This window comes from Bradyrhizobium sp. A11 (genome assembly GCF_042077125.1).
GTDB lineage: Bacteria > Pseudomonadota > Alphaproteobacteria > Rhizobiales > Xanthobacteraceae > Bradyrhizobium > Bradyrhizobium japonicum_B.
This window is the reverse complement of the sequence record NZ_CP149509.1, coordinates 347639-366732: the sequence shown is the minus strand read 5'-3', so window position 1 is coordinate 366732 and position 19094 is coordinate 347639. Positions and strand designations below refer to the sequence as shown.

General features: G+C 65.6%; 13 protein-coding genes. 7 read left to right on the top strand and 6 right to left on the bottom strand.

Annotation, left to right across the window (positions count from 1 at the left end; genetic code table 11):
* Positions 1-140: 140 nt before the first annotated feature.
* Positions 141-3311 (bottom strand): efflux RND transporter permease subunit, encoded by a 3171-nt coding sequence (locus WI560_RS01610; RefSeq protein ID WP_375306630.1) that lies wholly within the window; start codon positions 3309-3311, stop codon positions 141-143.
* Positions 3308-4513 (bottom strand): efflux RND transporter periplasmic adaptor subunit, encoded by a 1206-nt coding sequence (locus WI560_RS01605; protein WP_375306629.1) that lies wholly within the window; start codon positions 4511-4513, stop codon positions 3308-3310. The genes WI560_RS01610 and WI560_RS01605 overlap by 4 nt, the downstream gene beginning before the upstream one ends.
* 255 nt (positions 4514-4768) lie before the next feature.
* Between WI560_RS01605 and WI560_RS01600 the strand changes: the two genes are divergently transcribed.
* The 7 genes from WI560_RS01600 to WI560_RS01570 all read left to right on the top strand — a co-directional run bounded on the left by WI560_RS01600 (position 4769) and on the right by WI560_RS01570 (position 13418).
* Positions 4769-5923: an iron-containing alcohol dehydrogenase gene (locus WI560_RS01600; RefSeq protein WP_375306628.1), complete on the top strand. Its 1155-nt coding sequence runs from the start codon at positions 4769-4771 to the stop codon at positions 5921-5923.
* A gap of 17 nt (positions 5924-5940) precedes the next feature.
* Positions 5941-7491 carry an AMP-binding protein gene (locus WI560_RS01595; protein ID WP_375306627.1) on the top strand — a complete coding sequence of 517 codons (1551 nt, stop codon included), beginning with the start codon at positions 5941-5943 and terminating at the stop codon, positions 7489-7491.
* A gap of 259 nt (positions 7492-7750) precedes the next feature.
* The gene (locus WI560_RS01590) at positions 7751-9349 is read left to right on the top strand and encodes an ABC transporter substrate-binding protein (protein WP_375306626.1); all 1599 of its coding nucleotides are present in this window, start codon (positions 7751-7753) and stop codon (positions 9347-9349) included.
* 40 nt (positions 9350-9389) lie between these two features.
* The gene (locus WI560_RS01585; protein ID WP_375306625.1) at positions 9390-10337 is read left to right on the top strand and encodes an ABC transporter permease; all 948 of its coding nucleotides are present in this window, start codon (positions 9390-9392) and stop codon (positions 10335-10337) included.
* A 188-nt stretch (positions 10338-10525) separates the two neighbouring features.
* Entirely contained in the window at positions 10526-11419 is an 894-nt protein-coding gene (locus WI560_RS01580; protein WP_028133855.1) for an ABC transporter permease, read from the top strand.
* Positions 11419-12426: an ABC transporter ATP-binding protein gene (locus WI560_RS01575; protein WP_375306624.1), complete on the top strand. Its 1008-nt coding sequence runs from the start codon at positions 11419-11421 to the stop codon at positions 12424-12426. The genes WI560_RS01580 and WI560_RS01575 overlap by 1 nt, the downstream gene beginning before the upstream one ends.
* Positions 12423-13418, top strand: coding sequence for an ABC transporter ATP-binding protein (locus WI560_RS01570; RefSeq protein WP_375306623.1), 996 nt, complete (start codon positions 12423-12425; stop codon positions 13416-13418). The genes WI560_RS01575 and WI560_RS01570 overlap by 4 nt, the downstream gene beginning before the upstream one ends.
* A gap of 32 nt (positions 13419-13450) precedes the next feature.
* On the opposite strand, the gene WI560_RS01565 is transcribed toward WI560_RS01570, so the two are convergent.
* From WI560_RS01565 to WI560_RS01550, 4 genes are all read right to left on the bottom strand, one after another.
* Complete coding sequence (locus WI560_RS01565; protein ID WP_375306622.1) at positions 13451-14248, bottom strand: hypothetical protein; 798 nt, start codon at positions 14246-14248, stop codon at positions 13451-13453.
* Between the two features lie 215 nt (positions 14249-14463).
* Positions 14464-16437 (bottom strand): acetyl/propionyl/methylcrotonyl-CoA carboxylase subunit alpha, encoded by a 1974-nt coding sequence (locus tag WI560_RS01560; RefSeq protein ID WP_375306621.1) that lies wholly within the window; start codon positions 16435-16437, stop codon positions 14464-14466.
* Positions 16434-18050: an acyl-CoA carboxylase subunit beta gene (locus WI560_RS01555; RefSeq protein WP_375306620.1), complete on the bottom strand. Its 1617-nt coding sequence runs from the start codon at positions 18048-18050 to the stop codon at positions 16434-16436. Before WI560_RS01555 ends, WI560_RS01560 begins: the two co-directional genes overlap by 4 nt.
* Positions 18051-18169: 119 nt before the next feature.
* Positions 18170-19036, bottom strand: a complete 867-nt coding sequence (locus tag WI560_RS01550; protein ID WP_375306619.1) for a 3-keto-5-aminohexanoate cleavage protein — start codon at positions 19034-19036, stop codon at positions 18170-18172.
* Positions 19037-19094: the final 58 nt, after the last annotated feature.

Sequence of the window (19094 nt, the reverse complement as noted above, 5' to 3'; positions counted from 1 at the left end):
GGGATCCATAGCCACAGGAAGTAGTTTGACGAAGACTCGGAGTGACCGTGTCGCACCAAACTACTCCCTGGGGTTATGGAGCCCCGCGTTCGCGGGGATGACACCGTGAATGAGGGGACGCGAGTGGCCGCTACCGACACTTACGAGGCCGCCAGCTCCGGCTTCCTGCCTTCGTTCCGTCCCTCCGCCAGGTTCCGCACCACCACATAGAAGATCGGCGTGAACAGCAGGCCGAACAGGGTGACGCCGATCATGCCGAAGAACACGGCGACGCCGACCGCCTGCCGCATCTCGGAACCGGAGCCGGTCGAGATCACCAAAGGCAGCACGCCGAGGATGAAGGCGAAGGAGGTCATCAGGATCGGCCGCAGGCGCAGACGGCAGGCCTCGATCACGGCCTCCAGCCGCGGCCTGCCTTCGTTCTCGATGTCGCGGGCGAACTCGACGATCAGAATCGCGTTCTTCGCCGCCAATCCCACCAGCACGACGAAGCCGATCTGGGTGAGGATGTTGACGTCCTGGCCCATGAGGCGCACGCCGATGGTGGCAGCCAGCAGGCACATCGGCACGATCAGGATCACCGCGAACGGCAGGGTCCAGCTGCCATATTGCGCGGCCAGCACGAGGTAGACGAACAGCACGCAGATCGGAAACACGTAGAGGCCGGCATTGCCGCCGGTGACCTGCTGATAGGACAGATCCGTCCACTCGAAGGTGAAGCCGCTCGGCAAGGTGTCGTTCGCCAGCTGCTTGATGGCGTTGAGCGCGGTGGTCGAGCTGGTGCCTGGCGCGGGCTCGCCCTGGAGCTCGGACGCCGCATAGAGATTGTAGCGCGCGACGCGGTCGGGGCCCGAGACGTCCTTGAACTCGACCACGCTGCCGAGCATCACCATGTCGCCGGAGGCATTGCGCGTGCGCAGGCGTGCGAGATCGCTGGGCTCCTTGCGGAACGGGAAGTCGGCCTGCGCGGTGACGTGATAGGTGCGCCCGAACAGGTTGAAGTCGTTGACGTAGGTCGAACCGAAATAGCTCTGAATCGTGTCGTTGATGTTCGAGATGGGAACGCCGAGCTTCTGCGCCTTGGTGCGGTCGATATCGACGAAGAGCTGCGGCGTGTTGGCCGTGAACGGCGAGAACACGGAGGGGCCGAGCAGGAGGGGCGATTTGCGCGCTGCGGCGACGAGTTCGTCGGTCGCCGCGGCGAGCATTTCGGGTCCGCGGCCCTGGCGGTCCTGGATGCGGATGGTGAAGCCGCCGCCGGTGCCGATGCCGGGCACGGCCGGCGGCGGAATCACGATGATGAAGGCGCCCTGGATCGCGGACAGGCGCTTGCGCAGCTCGACCGTAATGGCGGTTGCGGACAGGCCCTTCTTAATCCGCGCCTCGGGCTCGTCGAACACCGGGAACAGCGCCGCCGCATTGCCGGCCTGCGTGCGGGTGGCGCCGGAGAAGCCGGCAAAGGCCGCGACGCGGACGATGCCCGGCGTATCGAGCGCGATCCGCTCGATCTCGCGCACGACCTCGGTGGTGCGCGCCAGCGAGGCCGCGCCCGGCAATTGCACGGACACGATGACGTAGCCGCGGTCCTGCGCCGGGATGAAGCCCTGCGGCGTGGTCACGATCAGCCAGCCGGCGCTGCCGATCAGCACGAGGTAGATCAGGAGCATCAGCACCGAATGCCGGATCACGAAATTGGCGAGGCCGGCATAACCGTGCGCGAGGCGGTCGAACACGCGGTTGAACACGCCGGTGAAGGCACCCCACGCCCGCGCGACGACATTCCAGCTCGACGGCGGGCGCTTCTCCTCGTGCGGGGTGAGGATCAGCGATGCCAATGCCGGCGACAGCGTCAGCGAGCAGAAGCACGAGATCGCGGTCGCAACTGCGATGGTGACCGCAAACTGCTGGAAGAACTGCCCGGAGATGCCGCCCAAGAATGCCGTCGGCACGAACACCGCACACAGCACCAGCGCGATCGAGACCAGCGCGCTGCCGACTTCCTCCATCGTCTTCAGCGCGGCGTCGCGCCGACTCATGCCGTGCTCGAGGTGACGCTCGACATTCTCGACCACCACGATCGCGTCGTCGACGACGATGCCGACGGCGAGGACGAGGCCGAACAGCGTGAGATTGTTGATGGAGAAGCCCAGCGCCGCCATCACCGCGAAGGTGCCGACCAGCGACACCGGGATCGCGATGATCGGAATGATCGCGGGCCTCCATCCCTGCAGGAACACCAGCACCACGATCACCACGAGCAGCATGGCCTCGTAGATGGTCTTGATCAGCTCGTGCACGGATTGCGCGATGAACTCGGTCGGGTTGTAGCCGATGTTGTAGTCGAGGCCCTTCGGGAAGCTCTCCTTCAGCCTCGTCATGGTGTCGTTGATGTTCTTTGCCGTGGCGAGAGCGTTCGATCCCGGCCGCTGCGTCACCAGCATGGCGACCGCGGATTTGCGCAGCAGGAAGCTGTTGGTGGAGTAAGCCAGCGCCCCGAGCTCGACGCGAGCGACGTCGCGTAACCGCACGACGCGGCCGTCGGACCCGGCCTTGATCAGGATGGCCTCGAACTGCTTCTGGTCCTTCAGCCGGCCGGTGAAGGTGAGATTCGGCTGGAAGGCGCGGTCGGCGATCGGCGGCTCAGCGATCTGGCCGCCGGCGATCTGCACGTTCTGGGCCCGGATCGCGGCCAGCACCTCGGCCGAGGTCAGGCCGAGATTGGCGATCCGGTCGGGGTCGAGCCACAGCCGCATGGAATAGTCGCGCGCGCCGAAGATCTGGATGTCGCCGACGCCGTCGAGACGCAGCAGCTGGTCGCGGACCTGGAGCAGTGCGTAATTGGAGATGTAGAGCTGGTCGAACGTGTCGTCCGGCGACAGCATGAACACGACCATCAGGATGTCGGGCGAGTTCTTGCGCGTGGTGACGCCGTTGCGCTGGACTTCCTCGGGCAGCCGCGGCTGCGCGATGGCGACGCGGTTCTGCACCAGCACCTGGGCCTTGTCGAGGTCGGTGCCGAGCTTGAAGGTGACGGTGATGGTGAGCTGGCCGTTCGAGGTGGCCTGGCTGTAGAGATACAGCATGTCCTCGACGCCGTTGATCTCCTGCTCGATCGGCGCTGCGACCGTGTCGGACACGGTCTGCGCGGAGGCGCCGGGATATTGCGTCGTGACCACCACGGTCGGCGGCACCACTTGGGGATATTCGGAGACCGGCAGCGTGGTGTAGGCGAGCGCGCCGACGATCAGGAGCACGATCGACAGCACCATCGCCAGGATGGGCTGATTGATGGAGAGACGGCCGAGATTCATGACTTGTTACCGGCTGGGGCTGGCGCGGTCTGCGGAGCGACCTTGGCGCCGACCCGGGCGCGCTGGATGCCGTTGACGATGACGCGGTCCTCCGCCTTCAATCCTTCGCGGATCACGCGCAGGCCGTCATCCAGCGGGCCGAGCACCACGGGACGGGCCTCGACGGTGTCATCGGGCTTCACCACGAAAACGATCTTGCGGGACTGGTCGGTCGCGACGGCGGCATCGGGAATCAGCAGAGCCTCGTAGGGCGCGCTGCCGATCAGCCTGACGCGGCCGAACTGTCCGGGCAGGATCGAAAGATCGGTGTTCTTGACGACCGCGCGGCTCCGCAGCGTGCCGGTCGAGACGTCGAGGCGGTTGTCGAGAAAGTTGATGGTGCCTTCATGCGACGGCTTGGTCTCGCCGGCGAGCGTCACCTGCACCGGGTTCGCCGTGTCGCGCGAGCTTGGGCGCCGCCCTTCGAACCACAGCTTGCTGTATTTGATGAAGGTCGCCTCGTCCATGTCGAAATAGATGTAGATCGGATCAAGCGTGACGATGGACGTCAGCAATGTCGACGTGCCGCTGTCGCTGCCCTGCACAAGATTGCCGGGACTGACGAGATGGCGGCTGACGCGTCCCGTCAGCGGCGCCGTCACATGCGTGAACTCGATGTTGAGCTTGGCGGCCTTCAGCGCGCCTTCGGCCTGCATCTCGGCGGCATGCGCGGCCTGCAGAGCTTGGCGGCGCTGATCGACGACTTGCTCGGAGACCGCGCTGGTCTGCACCAGGCTGAGGCCGCGGTCGAGCTCGCGCTTGGCAAGCTCCACCTTGGCGCGTGCATCGGACAGCTGGCCTTCCGCTTGTATCGCCACCGCCTCGAATGGGCGCGGGTCGATCACGTAGAGCAGATCGCCCTGTCGCACGATCGCGCCGTCCTGGAAGTCCACCGAATTGACGAAGCCGCCGACGCGCGGGCGCACCTGCACCTCCTCGACCGCCTCGAAGCGTCCGGTGAACTCGTCCCAATCGGTGACGGTGCGCTTGACCGGCTGGGCCACCGTCACCGCCGCCGGCGGCGGAGCAGCGGCTTGCGAGGTCGGTTGTCCGCAACCGGTGAGCGCGACAGCCGCGACGAGCAGCGCGGCGATTGCAATCGGTCGGGTCAGAACGAAATCGTGCTTTTTGACAAACCGCTCGCTTCCATCCGGTCCGCTCATCCCAGGTCCTCGCACAAAAGCCGCAGAAAGCCACATGGTACGCTTCTACCTGCGGGCGCCACAAGATGGGTGGCCAAGACGAACTCTTCAAGACTGCGATGCGCGCAATGCTCGGACGAGCGCCCTGGCCGGAAGACGGGTTGACAGTTCGAGAGCCGGCTTCGGCGCCCTCAGCGCCTTCACACATGACGGGACCTGGCGGCTCGGCTAGATTAACCTGCACAAAAACAAGGCGAATTGTCCGGGAGGACAGGCGTGCACCAGGGACGTGTCGTTTTCGGCGCGATCGAGGAGGTCGTATTCGGCCATCCCGCGGCGGGCGCCATCGTCGCGCAGATGGATCGGCTGGGAACGCGCCGCGCCTTCCTGATGGTCTCCGGCACGCTCAACCGGCAAACCGACGAAATCGAGACGATCAAGCAGGCGCTGGGCCCGCGCTGCGCCGGCCTGTTCGATGCCATGCCGGCGCATACGCCGCGCGAGGCGGTGATCGCGGCCACACATGCGGCGCGCGCGGCGGAGGCCGATCTGATCGTCACCGTGGGCGGCGGCTCGATCACCGATGGTGCCAAGGCGGTGCAGCTTTGCCTCGCCAATGGCATCACCGATGTCGAGGGAATCGAGCGCATCCGCGTCCGCAAGGGCATCGCGCCCGAGATGAATGCACCGACGGTGCGGCAGGTCAGCGTGCCGACCACGATCGCAGGGGGCGAGTTCAGCGCGATCGCCGGCGTCACCGACCGCAGCACGAACGTGAAGCAGATGCTGCGGCATCCGCTGACGGTGCCGCGCGCGACCATCCTCGATCCGGCCATCACCGTGCACACGCCGGAATGGCTGTTCCTGTCGACCGGCATCCGCGCCATCGACCATTGCGTCGAAGCGATCTGCTCGCGCGAGGCGCATCCCTATGCCGACGCGCAGGCGGTGAAGGGCCTCGCCATGCTCGCCGACGCGCTGCCGCGGGTGAAGGCCAATCCCGCCGATCTCGACGCGCGAATGGACGCGCAGATCGGCACCTGGCTGTCGATGGGCGCGCTCGCTGCCGGCGTGCCGATGGGCGCCAGCCACGGCATCGGCTACGTGCTGGGCGCGGCCTTCGACGTGCCGCACGGCTACACCTCCTGCGTCATGCTGCCGGCGGTGATTCGCTGGAATGGGCGCGACAATGCCGAGCGGCAGATGATCGTCGCCGCCGCCATGGGCTATCCCGGCCACAATGCCGCCGACGTGCTCGATGCCTTCATCCGCTCGCTCGGCATGCCGCGCAGCCTCGCCGAGGTGCATGTGTCGCCCGAGCATTTCGAGTCGATCGCCGAACAGGCGATGCGCACGCCCTGGGTGCCGCGCAACCCGCGCAAGATCGAAGGCCCGGCAGAGGTGCGCGAAATCCTGCTTCTCGCCGCATGATTCAAGCCGGAGGATAGATGTACACTGGTCACCACGCCCGCCTGCGCCCGCTGCAACCCGCCTTCATCATGGCGGCCACAGGCGAGGCCGTCACCTATCGCGAGCTCGAGGCGCGCAGCAACCGGCTGGCGCATCTGTTCCGCAAGCACGGCTTGAGGCGGCTCGACCATTACTCGATCTTCATGGAGAACAATTCGCGCTACCTGGAAGCCTGCGGCGCGGGCGAACGCTCCGGGCTGTACTACACCTGCATCAACTCCTTCCTGACGCCGGGCGAGCTCGCTTATCTGCTCATCAACAGCCAGTCCAAGATCCTGATCACGTCGGTGGCGAAGCTCGACATCGCGCGCGAGGCGATCAAGTCCTGCCCCGATATCAAGCTCTGCATCGTCGCCGATGGCCCGGGCGAAAGCGAGCGTATCGTCGGGCTTGCGGACGTGATCGCGGACATGCCGGCGACACCGATCGCGGACGAATGGCTGGGCACGGCCATGCTGTACTCGTCCGGCACGACGGGACGGCCGAAAGGCATCCTGCGGCCGCTGCCGGAGGAGCCGCCGAAGCACAATCTGCCGCTGTTCGATTTCCTGACCAAGCTCTGGCACTATCGTGAGGGCATGGTCTATCTCTCGCCGGCCCCGCTCTATCATTCCGCACCGCAAGCCGCCGTGAACCTCACGATCCGCATGGGCGGCACCGTGATCATCATGGAGAGCTTCGATCCCGAAAGGTACCTCGAGCTGGTCCAGCGCTGGGGCATCACGCACACCCAGCTGGTGCCGACGATGTTCTCGCGCATGCTGAAGCTGCCGGAGGAGGTCCGCAAGCGCTACGACCTGTCGTCGCTCGAGATCGCGATCCATGCCGCCGCGCCCTGCCCGGCTCTGGTCAAGGACGACATGATCAGATGGTGGGGACCCATCATCCACGAATATTACGGCGCGACCGAGGGCCTCGGCTTCACCGCCTGCAACAGCGAGGAATGGCTTAGCCATCGCGGCACCGTCGGCAAGGTGCTGCTCGGCGACCTCCACATCCTCGACGAGAACATGCGGGAATGTCCGGCCGGGACGCCCGGCCAGGTCTGGTTCAAGACGGCGACGCCGTTCGAATATTTCAACGATCCCGAGAAGACCAAGGAGGCGCGCTCGGCCGACGGCAGCATGAGCACGGTCGGCGATGTCGGCTATGTCGACCAGGACCGCTTCCTGTACCTGACCGACCGTGCGACCTTCATGATCATCTCCGGAGGAGTGAACATCTATCCGCAGGAATGCGAAAACCTCCTGATCACCCATCCGAAGGTCGCCGATGCCGCGGTGTTCGGTGTGCCCAATGCCGATCTCGGCGAGGAGGTGAAGGCGGTGGTGCAGCCGATGCCGGGCGTGGTGCCGGACGCGGCGCTGGCCGAGGAGCTGATCGCGTTCTGCGCGAAATCGCTGTCGCGGCAGAAGGTGCCGCGCTCGGTCGATTTCGAGAAGGAATTGCCGCGGCTGCCGACCGGGAAGCTGTACAAGCGCCTGCTGCGGGACCGGTATTGGGGAAACAAGGCGTCAAGGATCGTGTGAGCTACGAACGCCGCGCTCGTCCCGGACAAGCGGAGCGCAGATCCGGGACGACAGTGGAGCTTGTTGGTGCAGTCGCGCACGACAGCTGTGTCGGGAACCATCTTTTCGCACCTGCACTCTCACATCGTGAGACGTGAGACCCTGCGGCCTTCCGTCATCCGAAATGCCGAGGCGGCGCGATCGGGGTTGCCACGCGCGGGTTGCGTGCTATCGTCGCGACAAACAGGCCGCAAAAGGCCGATGTCCAGGGAGGATGAGCATGCGGAGCGTGTGGGCGCTCGCCGTGACGGCGGTGCTATCTGTGCTGACGGCCTCAACTGCCACGCTTGCCGGCGAGCCCAAGCAGGGCGGCATCCTGCGGATGTATCACCGCGACAGTCCGGCCAACGCGTCGATCCTCGAAGGCGCAACCTATTCGGTCAACGTGCCGTTCATGGGGGTCTTCAACAATCTCGTCATCTACGATCAGCACATCGCGCAGAACACTCCCGATACGCTCAGGCCCGAGCTCGCCGAAAGCTGGTCCTGGAGCAGCGACAACAAGAAGCTGACGTTCAAGCTGCGTCAGGGCGTCAAATGGCACGACGGCAAGCCGTTCACGTCGGCCGACGTCAAATGCAGCTTCGATCTCCTGATGGGCAAATCGCAGCAGAAGCTGCGGCAGAATCCACGCAAGGCCTGGTACAACGAAGTCAACGAGATCACGACGAGCGGCGATTTCGAGGTCTCATTCGCCCTGAAGCGGCCGCAACCCTCGCTGCTGGCGATGCTCGCATCCGGCTATACGCCGGTCTATCCCTGCCACGTCTCTCCGGCGGACATGCGCACCCATCCGATCGGGACCGGACCGTTCAAGTTCGTCGAGTTCAAGGCCAATGAATCGATCAAGCTGACGCGAAATCCGGACTATTGGAAGAAGGGCCTGCCCTATCTCGACGGCATCGAGTACACGATCATCACGAACCGCTCGACCGCGATCCTCGCTTTCGTCGCCGGCAAGTTCGACATGACCTTCCCGACGCACATCACGATCCCGCTGCTGAAGGACATCAAGTCGCAGGCGCCGAACGCGACCTGCGTCGTCGAGCCGACCAACGTTTCGACCAACATCATCGTCAATTCGACCTCGGCGCCGTTCGACAACATCGATGTTCGCAGAGCCATGTCGCTCGCGCTCGACCGCAAGGCCTTCGTCGACATCCTGTTCGAGGGCCAGGCCGATATCGGCGGCACCATGCTGCCGCCGCCTCAGGGCATCTGGGGCATGCCCAAGGACAAGCTCGAGACCATTCCGGGCTACGGCCCGAACGTCAACGCGAACCGCGAGGAGGCGAAAAAGCTGATGCAGAAGGCGGGCTACGGTCCCGACAAGCATCTTGCGGTGAAGGTCTCGACACGCAACATCGCGGAATATCGCGACCCCGCGGTGATCCTGATCGACCAGCTCAAGAGCATCTATATCGACGGCGAGCTCGACGTCGTCGAGACGGCCAACTGGTTTCCGAAGGTCGCGCGCAAGGACTACATGCTCGGCCTCAACCTGACCGGCAGCGCAGTCGACGATCCCGACCAGTCCTTCTACGAGAACTATTCCTGCGGCTCGGAACGCAACTACACCAATTACTGCAACAAGGAGATCGAGAAGCTGTTCGACGTGCAATCGCAGGAGACCGACGTCAACAAGCGCAAGCCGCTGGTGTGGGACATCGACAGGAAGCTGCAGGAGGACGTCGCCCGCCCGATCATCTTCCATGCACGCGCCGGCACTTGCTGGCAGCCTTACGTCAAGGGCGTCACGATCATGTCGAACAGCTCCTATAACGGCTTTCGCTACGAGGACGTGTGGCTCGACAAGTAGCACGGCAGGCTGAAGGCTAGCGGCTCGCGGAGGGCGAAGGATGTTTGCCTATCTGGTGCGACGCCTGTTCCTGATGCTCGTGACCCTGCTTGGGATCTCGGTCGTCATCTTCGTCCTGCTGCGCGTCGTGCCCGGCAATATCGTCGACATCCTGTTCGCTGCCGCCGGCTATGTCGATCCCGCCGACAAGGCCAATCTGGAGAAGGAGCTCGGCATCGACCAGCCGCTGATCGTGCAATATTGGCACTGGATCAGCGGCTTTGTGCGCGGCGACTTTGGTTTTTCCTACGTTTCCGAGAAGCCGGCGCTGCAGGAGATATTGCCGCGAATTCCGATCACGGCAAAGCTGGCCGGTCTCGCGCTGCTGTTCTCGGCCTCGATCGGGATTCCCTTGGGCGTCATCAGCGCCGTGAGGCAAGGCACGCGGCTTGATTACGCCTTGCGCGTGGTCAGCCTCAGCGGCCTGTCGCTGCCCTCGTTCTGGCTCGGTCTTTTGATCCTCACCGCTTCGGTGGCGATGTTCGGCCAGATGCCGATCTTCAACCCGAATCCGCAGACCTGGCTCGAGGCGTTCGCGACCTACGCCGTGCCGGCCGCCGCGGTCGGCTTCCGCAGCGCGGCGCTGACCATGCGCATCACGCGGTCCTCGATGCTGGAGGTGCTGCGGCAGGATTACATCCGCACCGCGCGCGCCAAGGGTGCCTCCGAAGCCGCCGTGAACTACCGCCACGCGCTGAAGAACGCGATTCTGCCCGTGATCACCGTGATCGGCATCGAGGCGGCCTTCCTGATCGGCGGCCTGATCGTCACCGAGACCGTGTTCAACATCCCCGGTGTCGCCCGCTTCCTGGTCGAGGCGATCCGCTGGCGCGACTATCCGATCGTGCAGAACCTCGTGATGTTCATCGCTGTGGTCGTCGTGGTCACGAATTTCACCGTCGACATGCTCTACGCGGTGTTCGACCCGCGGATCAGGTACACGGATTAGGCGAATGTTTATTACTCACGTAGCGCCTGCGCTTTCCTTCACTTCTCCCCGCTTGCGGGAGGTCGGATTGCGCAGCAATCCGGGTGAGGGGGACTGTCCGCGAGTCCAACTCTCACCTCCCCTGTGGAAAGGCCCCCTCACCCCGACCCTCTCCCCGCAAGCGGGGAGAGGGGGAGGATAAAGCTGACATGGCCGCGATCGACTTCGACGTTGAACTGAGGCGGGCCGGCGCGCATGCCACCGGCGGCTGGCGACGAGTGCTGTTCCTGGCGCAGCGCCACGTGCTCGGCGCGGCCGGGCTCGTCATCATGACGGTGTTCGTGCTCACCGCGGTCTTTGCCGACTTCATCGCGCGCTATGACCCGCTGACGGTCGATTCCGCGCGCGCGCTGGCGCGCCCGAGCTGGGCGCACTGGATGGGGACCGATTCCTTCGGCCGCGACGTGTTCAGCCGCATCATCCACGGCGCGCGCATCTCGCTCGCCGTCGGCATCGGCTCGACCGCGCTCGGCGGCACGATCGGCGTCATCGTCGGGCTCACCTCCGGCTATCTGTCCGGCTGGGTCGATCTCGTCTTCCAGCGCGTTTCCGACGTTCTTCAGGCGCTGCCGCTGCTGGTCCTCGCCCTGATCATGACGGCGGCGCTCGGCCCGTCCCTGCCGAACGTCATCATCGCCATCGCGATCCCGCTGATCCCGACCGTGTCGCGCGTCACCCGCGCCAACACGCTGGCGCTGCGCGAGCAGCCCTTCGTCGAAGCCGCCAAGTCGATCGGCATGAGCGAGGTGCGGATCGCGCTGCGTCACGTGCTGCCGAACACGCTGGCGCCACTGATCGTGCTCGCGACCGCCCAGCTCGGCTCGACCATCCTGACCGAGGCTTCCCTCTCCTTCCTCGGCCTCGGCATTCCCGAGCCTTATCCATCCTGGGGCCGCATGCTGTCGGAATCCGCCGCCGAATATGTCCGCACGGCGCCCTGGCTCGTGATCTTTCCGGGCATCGCCATCAGCCTCGCCGTGTTCGGCGCCAACCTGTTCGGCGACGCCCTGCGTGACATTCTCGATCCCCGGCAGCGCGGCTGATGACGAAACAATCCGATCTCGTGCTCGAGGTGAAGAACCTGAAGACGGTGTTCTTCACCAATTCCGGCCTGTTCAAGGCCGTGGACGACCTCTCCTTCAGCGTGAGGCGCGGCGAAACCCTGGCGATCGTCGGCGAATCCGGCTGCGGCAAGAGCGTCACCGCGCTGTCGCTGATGCGGCTCGTGCCCGACCCGCCCGGCCGCATCGTCGGCGGCTCCGTCTCGCTCGAAGGCACCGATCTGCTGGCGCTGGACGAAGCCGAGATGCGTGCCGTCAGAGGCAACCGCATCTCCATGATCTTCCAGGAGCCGATGACATCGCTCAATCCCGTGATGCGGATCGGCGACCAGATCGTCGAAGCCGTGCGGCTGCACCGGAACATCCCGGCCAGGGAGGCCCAGGACATCGCCGTCGAGATGCTCCGCCTGGTGCGCATTCCCGAACCGGCGCGACGCGCGAGGGAATATCCGCATCAGCTGTCCGGCGGCATGCGCCAGCGCGCGATGATCGCGATGGCGCTGGCCTGCCGGCCGGCGCTGCTGCTCGCGGACGAGCCGACCACGGCGCTCGACGTCACTATCCAGGCGCAGATCCTGGCGCTGATCCTCGACCTTCAGAAGGAGCTCGGCACCGGGCTCGTGCTGATCACCCATGATCTCGGGGTCGTCGCCCAGACCGCGCAGCGCGTGATCGTGATGTATGCGGGGCGGAAGGTCGAGGAGGCCAGCGTCGAGGCACTGTTCGCCTCGCCAAAGCATCCTTACACGCGTGGGCTGATGGCCTCGATCCCGGCCGTCCCCGCCCCCGGCATCGTCGCGCCGGAGCGGCTGAACGAGATTCCCGGCACGGTGCCGTCGCTGGTGCGCTTGCCGAAGGGTTGCGCCTTCGCGCCGCGCTGCAAGCTCGCCATCAAACGTTGCGAGGCCGAATATCCGCCGCTGGCGGATTGGGGCGGCGGCCATCTCGCCGCCTGCTGGCGCGCGGAAGAAGTCGCGGAGGTGGCATGACCGAGGCGCTGCTCGAGGTCACCGACCTCAAGAAACATTATCCGGTGCGCGCCGGCGTGCTGCGGCGGCAGGTCGGCACCGTGCATTCGGTCGACGGCGTCTCGTTTTCCCTTCAGGCCGGCGAGACGCTCGGGCTCGTCGGCGAGTCCGGCTGCGGCAAGTCGACGGTGGCGCGCAGCGTGCTGCGGCTGGTCGAGCCGACCTCCGGCCAGATCCGCCTCGACGGGGAGGACATCACGTACCTCTCCAAGGCGGCGCTGCGCCCGCACCGACGCTCGATGCAGATCGTGTTCCAGGATCCGTTCGCCTCGCTCAATCCGCGCATGACCGCCGGCGACATCGTCGGCGAGCCGCTGATCGTGCATGGTCTCGCGACCGGCAAGGCGCTGGAGGCGCGGGTTGCAGAGCTGTTCGAGCAGGTGGGCTTGCGCCCCGACCAGATGCGCAACTTCCCGCATCAATTCTCCGGCGGCCAGCGCCAGCGCATCTGCATCGCGCGGGCGCTGGCGCTGGGGCCCCGTTTGATCGTCTGCGACGAGCCGGTCTCCGCGCTCGACGTCTCGATCCAGGCGCAGGTGATCAACCTTCTGATCGACCTGCAGCGGCAGCACGGCTTCTCCTATCTCTTCATCGCCCACGACCTCGCCGTGGTCGCCCATATCAGCCACCGCGTCGCCGTGATGTATCTCGGCCGCATCGTCGAGATCGCAGGCAAGGACGAGCTGTTCCGCAATCCCAGGCATCCCTACACGCAGGCTCTGCTCGCCTCGGTGCCGATCGCCAACCCGCTGGCGAAGAAGCTCGCGCCGCTGGTCGACGGCGACGTGCCGAGCCCGGTCAATCCGCCGCCGGGCTGCGCGTTTCACACCCGTTGCCGGTTTGCGATGGAGCGGTGCAAGATCGAGCGGCCGGCGCTGCTGGACGCCGGCGACGGCCACCAGGTGGCGTGTCTGCTCAATGAGGGAACGGGACGAAGCAACACGACTGTGTAAGGTGGGCACGGCGCTACGCGCTTTTGCCCACTCTACGATTGCGGTTCATGCCGCAATGAGCTGATGACCGGCCAGGCCGCCAGCGCGGCAGCCAGATGCTTGAGCGTGTGGCCCGAGACGATATGGCCCGTCGCGTCGAACACGATCGCATCGCCAAGCTCGAACAGCTTGGCCAATGCATAGAAGAAGATCACACCGCCGAGCGGCACGCCAAGCGCACCGGGCCGGGGCCGCGTCAACGCCAGTGCCACGGCGAGCGCGATGCCGCCGTACTGCACGACGACCCATGGCATGAGATTCTCGCGCGCCACCCAGGCCGCCAGCAGGCCCGCGATCATCATCAGCACCAACACCGCCTCGCCCGCGCGCACGCTGATGCGCTCGCTGGCTGCGATGCCCAGAAATCCCGCAAACGCCACGGCCATGCCGAGACGATCGGCGACCAGCCGTTGCGGCACGTCGGGGTCGAGATGATAGAAGCCTGAGCCCAGGCAGGTGAGGATCAGTCCCACGAAAAACCAGCTTGCACCGACCGGCACATCGAGACCGCCGCGCAGCCGCTCAGTGCCCCAGACACCCATGGCGAGAAAGGCGAGATTGCTCAGCACGTCGGCGGCGTTGGGCACGCCGAGCCAGGCTCGGCCGTCGACGAAATGCGGGATGTGCCAGGCGGCGGCAGGCAGCGCGGGCGCGAAGAGCGTCGCCAGTGCCAGCACGAGCAGCGCCGCGGCCAGATATTTTTCGCGGGCTTGCGGGACGCCGAACGAGAGGCGGCGGGACACTGAGGGGAGGATGGCAGCCGCCTGAATGGGATCGTTTGCGCGCGACATGCGGGACTCCCGAATTGAACGTTGTTCATTATTAGTAGCAATAGAAGAACAATGTTCAATAAAAATCATTCATGGCCGCGAAATATCATCTATCTCATTGATATCATGATATTTTTCAGATTAGGTAGGCCCACGGTCTCGTGCGGACCACCCCAGCCACGCTCGGGCCCTCGGCGACATGGGTCCCGGCTCGCGCTTCGCGCGTCCGGGACACGTTAGGCGGCGATCTCCGCCACGATCATGCCCGTGGTGACCTGCTCGCCCTCGGCGACGTCGATCGCGGCGACGACGCCGTCGATGCCGGCCTTGTGGACGTGCTCCATCTTCATCGCTTCCAACGTCATCACCGGCTGGCCGGCTGCGACGCGGTCGCCCGGCTTGACCAGGACGGCGACGACGCGGCCATTCAGGGCCGCGCGGACCTTGCCGTCGCCGCCATTGCTGGCTGCCGCCTTCGGCGCAGCGAGGGTCAGGTCACTCACTGTGAGCGGGATACCGCGATGCTGGAGGTGGAGCCGGTCGCCGTCGCGCAGGAATTTGGCGCTCTCCATCACGCCGTCATGGCGGAAGCGGATCACGTCGGAATCGAACTGCTCGATCTCGAACCGGTCCTGCCGGCCATCGCTCGCCACGGTGTAGCTGCCGTCGCGCTCGCGCGTGATGTCGAACTCGTGCGCCTGGCCGGCGATCTCGATCATCGCAGGAAGCGGGAACGTAGCCGACAGGCTCCGGCCACTTTGCCAGGACGGCGCGCGCGGATTGGTGACGTAGAGCAGCAGGCCTGCGAGCGCCGTATCGAATGCCGCCTCTCGCCGCGGCGCCAGCAATTCGTCGCGGTGCGCCCCGATGAAAGCCGTGGTCGCCTCGCCCCTGGCAAAGCCGGGATGGCGCAGGCAGGACAGCAGGAACGCCTGATTGGTCGTGACGCCGAACGCGGTGAGCTGCTCCAGGCCGACGATCAGCCGTCCCCTCGCCTCCTCGCGCGTGGTGCCATGGCTGATCACCTTGGCGATCATGGAATCGTAGAACGGGGGAATTTCTGAACCTGATTGCAGCGCGTGCTCGACACGGATGCTCTCAGGCACCTGCCAGCGCGCCATGCGGCCCGACTGCGGCATGAAGTCGAGCGCGGCATCTTCCGAGCACAGCCGCACCTCGATGGCATGACCGGAGAACTTGATGTCCTGCTGCCTCACCGGCAACGCCTCGCCACGCGCGACGCGCAGCTGCAGCTCGACGAGATCGAGCCCGGTGATCGCCTCGGTGACGGGATGCTCGACCTGGAGCCGCGTGTTCATCTCCATGAAGTAGAATTCGCCGCTGGCATCGAGCAGGAATTCCAGCGTGCCCGCACCCTCATAGCGCAGCGCCTTCACCGCAGCGACCGCAACCTCACCCATCCTGGCGCGCAGCTCCGGCGTGACCGCGGGCGACGGCGCCTCCTCGATCAGCTTCTGGTGCCGCCGCTGCACCGAGCAGTCGCGCTCGCCGAGATGAATGGCGTTGCCGTGGCTGTCGCCGAACACCTGGATCTCGATGTGCCGGGGATCCTGGATCGCACGTTCGAGGATGATTGTGGGGTCGCCAAACGCGGCCTTGGCTTCCGACCGCGCACTGCGCAGCGCATCCGGGAACGCGGCTGCTTCGGTGACGAGCCTCATGCCGCGCCCGCCGCCGCCGGCGACGGCCTTGATCATGACGGGGAAGCCGATCTTCCTCGCCTCCGCAAGCATGATTTCGTCGCCCTGCTCCGCACCCTGATAGCCCGGCACGACGGGAACGCCGGCCTGCTTCATGATATCCTTGGCGCCGGCCTTGTTGCCCATCGCCTCGATCGCCTGCGGCGACGGGCCGATGAAGACCAAGCCCGCATCCTTGCAGGCTTGCGCAAACTCCTCATTCTCGGCGAGGAAGCCGTAGCCGGGATGGACGGCATCGGCGCCGCTCGCCTTGGCCGCTGCGATGATCCCGGGGATGTTGAGATAGGACTGCGCCGGCAAAGCTTCGCCGATGCGGACGGCCTGATCCGCCTGCCGCACATGGAGCGCATCGCGATCCGCATCCGAATAGACCGCGACGACGCCGAGGCCGAGCCGCCGCGCGCTGCGCATCACGCGCAGAGCGATCTCGCCGCGATTGGCCACCAAGACCTTATGGAACGGCCGGTGCTGCACTGATCCGTTCCTCATGGGCGGGCCACCGAAAACTGCATGCGCTGGGGTGTGCGCGCATCGCCCTCGCGGCAGATCGCGAGCACTTCCGACAACACGGCGCGGGTGTCGCGCGGATCGATCACGCCGTCGTCGAGCACGCGGGCGCTGGTCGAGAACACGTCCATCTGGCCGTCGAACACGCCGATGATCTGCGCCTTCATCGCGTCCAGCTTGTCCTTCTCGATCGGCTTGCCGCGGCGGGCAGCAGCGGCCTCGGTGACGATGGCCATGGTCTCGGCGGCCTGCTCACCGCCCATCACGGCGGTCTTGGCGTTGGGCCAGGAGAAGCAGAAACGCGGATGGAAGCCGCGGCCACACATGCCGTAATTGCCGGCGCCGAAGGAAGCGCCGCAATAGATGGTGATTTGCGGCACCGTCGCCGAAGTGACCGCCTGGATCATCTTCGAGCCGTGCTTGATCATGCCGGCTTCCTCATAGGCCTTGCCGACCATGTAGCCGGTGGTGTTGTTGAGATAGAGCAGCGGCGTACGCGTCTGGCAGCAGGCCTGGATGAAATGCGTCGCCTTGTTGGCGCCGGCAGGGTCGAGCGGGCCGTTGTTGGTGATGATGCCGATCGCCTGTCCCTCGATCCGGGCATGACCGCAGACGGTGGCCGGGCCGTAATTCGGCGCCATCTCGGTGAAATCGGAATCATCGACGATGCGCGCGATCACTTGGCGCATGTCGACCGGACGTTTGTGGTCCATCGGCATGATGCCGAGCAGTTCGTCCTGGTCGTAGCGCGGCGGCTTGAACTCCGGAGCCGGCCGGCCCGGCCGCTCCCATTGCAGCGCCGCCATGATCTCGCGCGCGATACGCAGCGCATCGCGGTCGTCCTCGGCGAGATAGTCACCGAGGCCTGAGACCTGCGTGTGCATCTCGGCGCCGCCAAGCTCTTCCTCGGTTGCGATCTCGCCGGTCGCGGCCTTCAGCAGCGGCGGCCCCGCGAGAAAGGCGCGGGTGCGGCCGCGCACCATCACGATGTAATCGGACAGGCCGGTCTGATAGGCGCCGCCGGCGGTCGAAGAGCCGTGCGTGACGGTGACGACAGGCAAGCCTGCCGCCGACAGCCGCGCCAGATTGCGGAAGATGTTGCCGCCGCGAACAAAATCCTCGACGCGGTAGCGCAACAGATTGGCGCCGGCGCTTTCGACGAGCTGCACGTAGGGCAGCTTGTTCTCCAGCGCGAGCTCCTGCACCCGCAGCGTCTTGTCGAGGCCGAAAGGCTGCAGCGCGCCGGCATCGATGCCGGAATCGCTGGCGCTGACCATGCAGCGGACGCCCGAGACGAAGCCGATGCCGGAGATGACGCCGCCGCCGGGCACGCTCTTGGCCGCGTCCGGCACGTCGAACATGTAGCCGGCCAGCGTGGACAGCTCGATGAAGGGCGCGCCGGGATCGAGCACCAGCGCGACACGCTCGCGCGGCAGCAACTGGCCGCGCTTGTGGAAACGGTCCTTCGCCGCGGCAGATGCGGCACGCGTGCGCTCTTCCAGCGCGCGCATGCGGTCGATGAGACCGAGCATGCCGTCGCGGTTGGCTTGATAGGTGACGCTGCCGGGGGAGATGGTGTTTTCGATAGTAGACATTAGTGCTCCTGCCCGTCATGCCGGGGCGCGCGGAGCGCGAGCCCGGAATCCATACTCCCGATCATGGTGATGGATTCCGGGCCTGGCCCTTCGGGCCATCCCGGAATGACAGAGTGTGGCTACCTGTTCGTCCCAAAGACCTTCCGCGCTTCGGCCGGGCTCGCGATCTCGCGGCCCGCACGCCTTGCGCAGGCGGCGATGGCCTCGATCAACTGCCCGTTCGACGTCACCTTTTTGCCGTCGGCGAGATAGAACGTATCCTCGAGCCCCGTGCGCAAGTGTCCCCCGAGCTCAGCGCAGCGCTGGTGCAGCGGCCAGATCTCCTCGCGGCCGATGGCGGTGACCTGGAAATGCGCCTCGGGACGCTTCAGCTTGATCAGGATCGGCAGCAGCTCGGGATCGGCGGGCATGCCGGAGGCGACGCCCATCACGAAGTTATATTCGAGTGGTCCCCTGTACATGCCGACCTGGTGGTACATGCCGACGCAGCGGACGATGCCGACGTCGAAGCATTCGAACTCCGGGATGGTGCCCACCGCGTTCATGACGTCGAGATAGTCCTTCACCTTCTCGACCGCGTTGTCGAACATCATCGGCGGCCAGGCCCAGGTGTTGTCGGCCTTCACCTTCAAGTAATTGAGCGAGCCGGCGTTGCAGGCCGCGATCTCGGGCTTGGTCTCGCGGATGCAGTCGAGCGCGCCGGAGTAGTTCGGCCCAGATACGCCCGAGGTGTGGTTGATGATCACGCCGGGGCACGCTTCGCGGATCGCCTGCTGAATCTCCCTGCTGACGCTCACCTCCCAGGACGGCAGGTGCCCCTTGCCCGGCGCCTGCTGGCGCAGATGGATGTGCATGACCGACGCGCCGGCCTCGAACGCGGCCTTGGCTTCGCGCGCCATCTGCTCGGGCGTCACGGGTACGTTGTGCTGCTTGGGGTCGGTGAGCACGCCGTTCAGCGCGCAGGTGATGACGGCCTTGTCGCTCATGCCAACAATATCTCGCACGTTGAGAATTCAACGTTTGCGATCATGTGATGGGTGGCAT

Bases quoted from the DNA above. Each gene is read 5' to 3' on its own strand.
- WI560_RS01560 (WP_375306621.1), bottom strand. From the start codon at position 16,437: ATGAGGAACGGATCAGTGCAGCACCGGCCGTTCCATAAGGTCTTGGTG.
- WI560_RS01570 (WP_375306623.1), top strand. From the start codon at position 12,423: ATGACCGAGGCGCTGCTCGAGGTCACCGACCTCAAGAAACATTATCCG.
- WI560_RS01555 (WP_375306620.1), bottom strand. From the start codon at position 18,050: ATGTCTACTATCGAAAACACCATCTCCCCCGGCAGCGTCACCTATCAA.
- WI560_RS01580 (WP_028133855.1), top strand. From the start codon at position 10,526: ATGGCCGCGATCGACTTCGACGTTGAACTGAGGCGGGCCGGCGCGCAT.
- WI560_RS01605 (WP_375306629.1), bottom strand. From the start codon at position 4,513: ATGAGCGGACCGGATGGAAGCGAGCGGTTTGTCAAAAAGCACGATTTC.
- WI560_RS01590 (WP_375306626.1), top strand. From the start codon at position 7,751: ATGCGGAGCGTGTGGGCGCTCGCCGTGACGGCGGTGCTATCTGTGCTG.
- WI560_RS01610 (WP_375306630.1), bottom strand. From the start codon at position 3,311: ATGAATCTCGGCCGTCTCTCCATCAATCAGCCCATCCTGGCGATGGTG.
- WI560_RS01550 (WP_375306619.1), bottom strand. From the start codon at position 19,036: ATGAGCGACAAGGCCGTCATCACCTGCGCGCTGAACGGCGTGCTCACC.
- WI560_RS01565 (WP_375306622.1), bottom strand. From the start codon at position 14,248: ATGTCGCGCGCAAACGATCCCATTCAGGCGGCTGCCATCCTCCCCTCA.
- WI560_RS01575 (WP_375306624.1), top strand. From the start codon at position 11,419: ATGACGAAACAATCCGATCTCGTGCTCGAGGTGAAGAACCTGAAGACG.
- WI560_RS01585 (WP_375306625.1), top strand. From the start codon at position 9,390: ATGTTTGCCTATCTGGTGCGACGCCTGTTCCTGATGCTCGTGACCCTG.
- WI560_RS01595 (WP_375306627.1), top strand. From the start codon at position 5,941: ATGTACACTGGTCACCACGCCCGCCTGCGCCCGCTGCAACCCGCCTTC.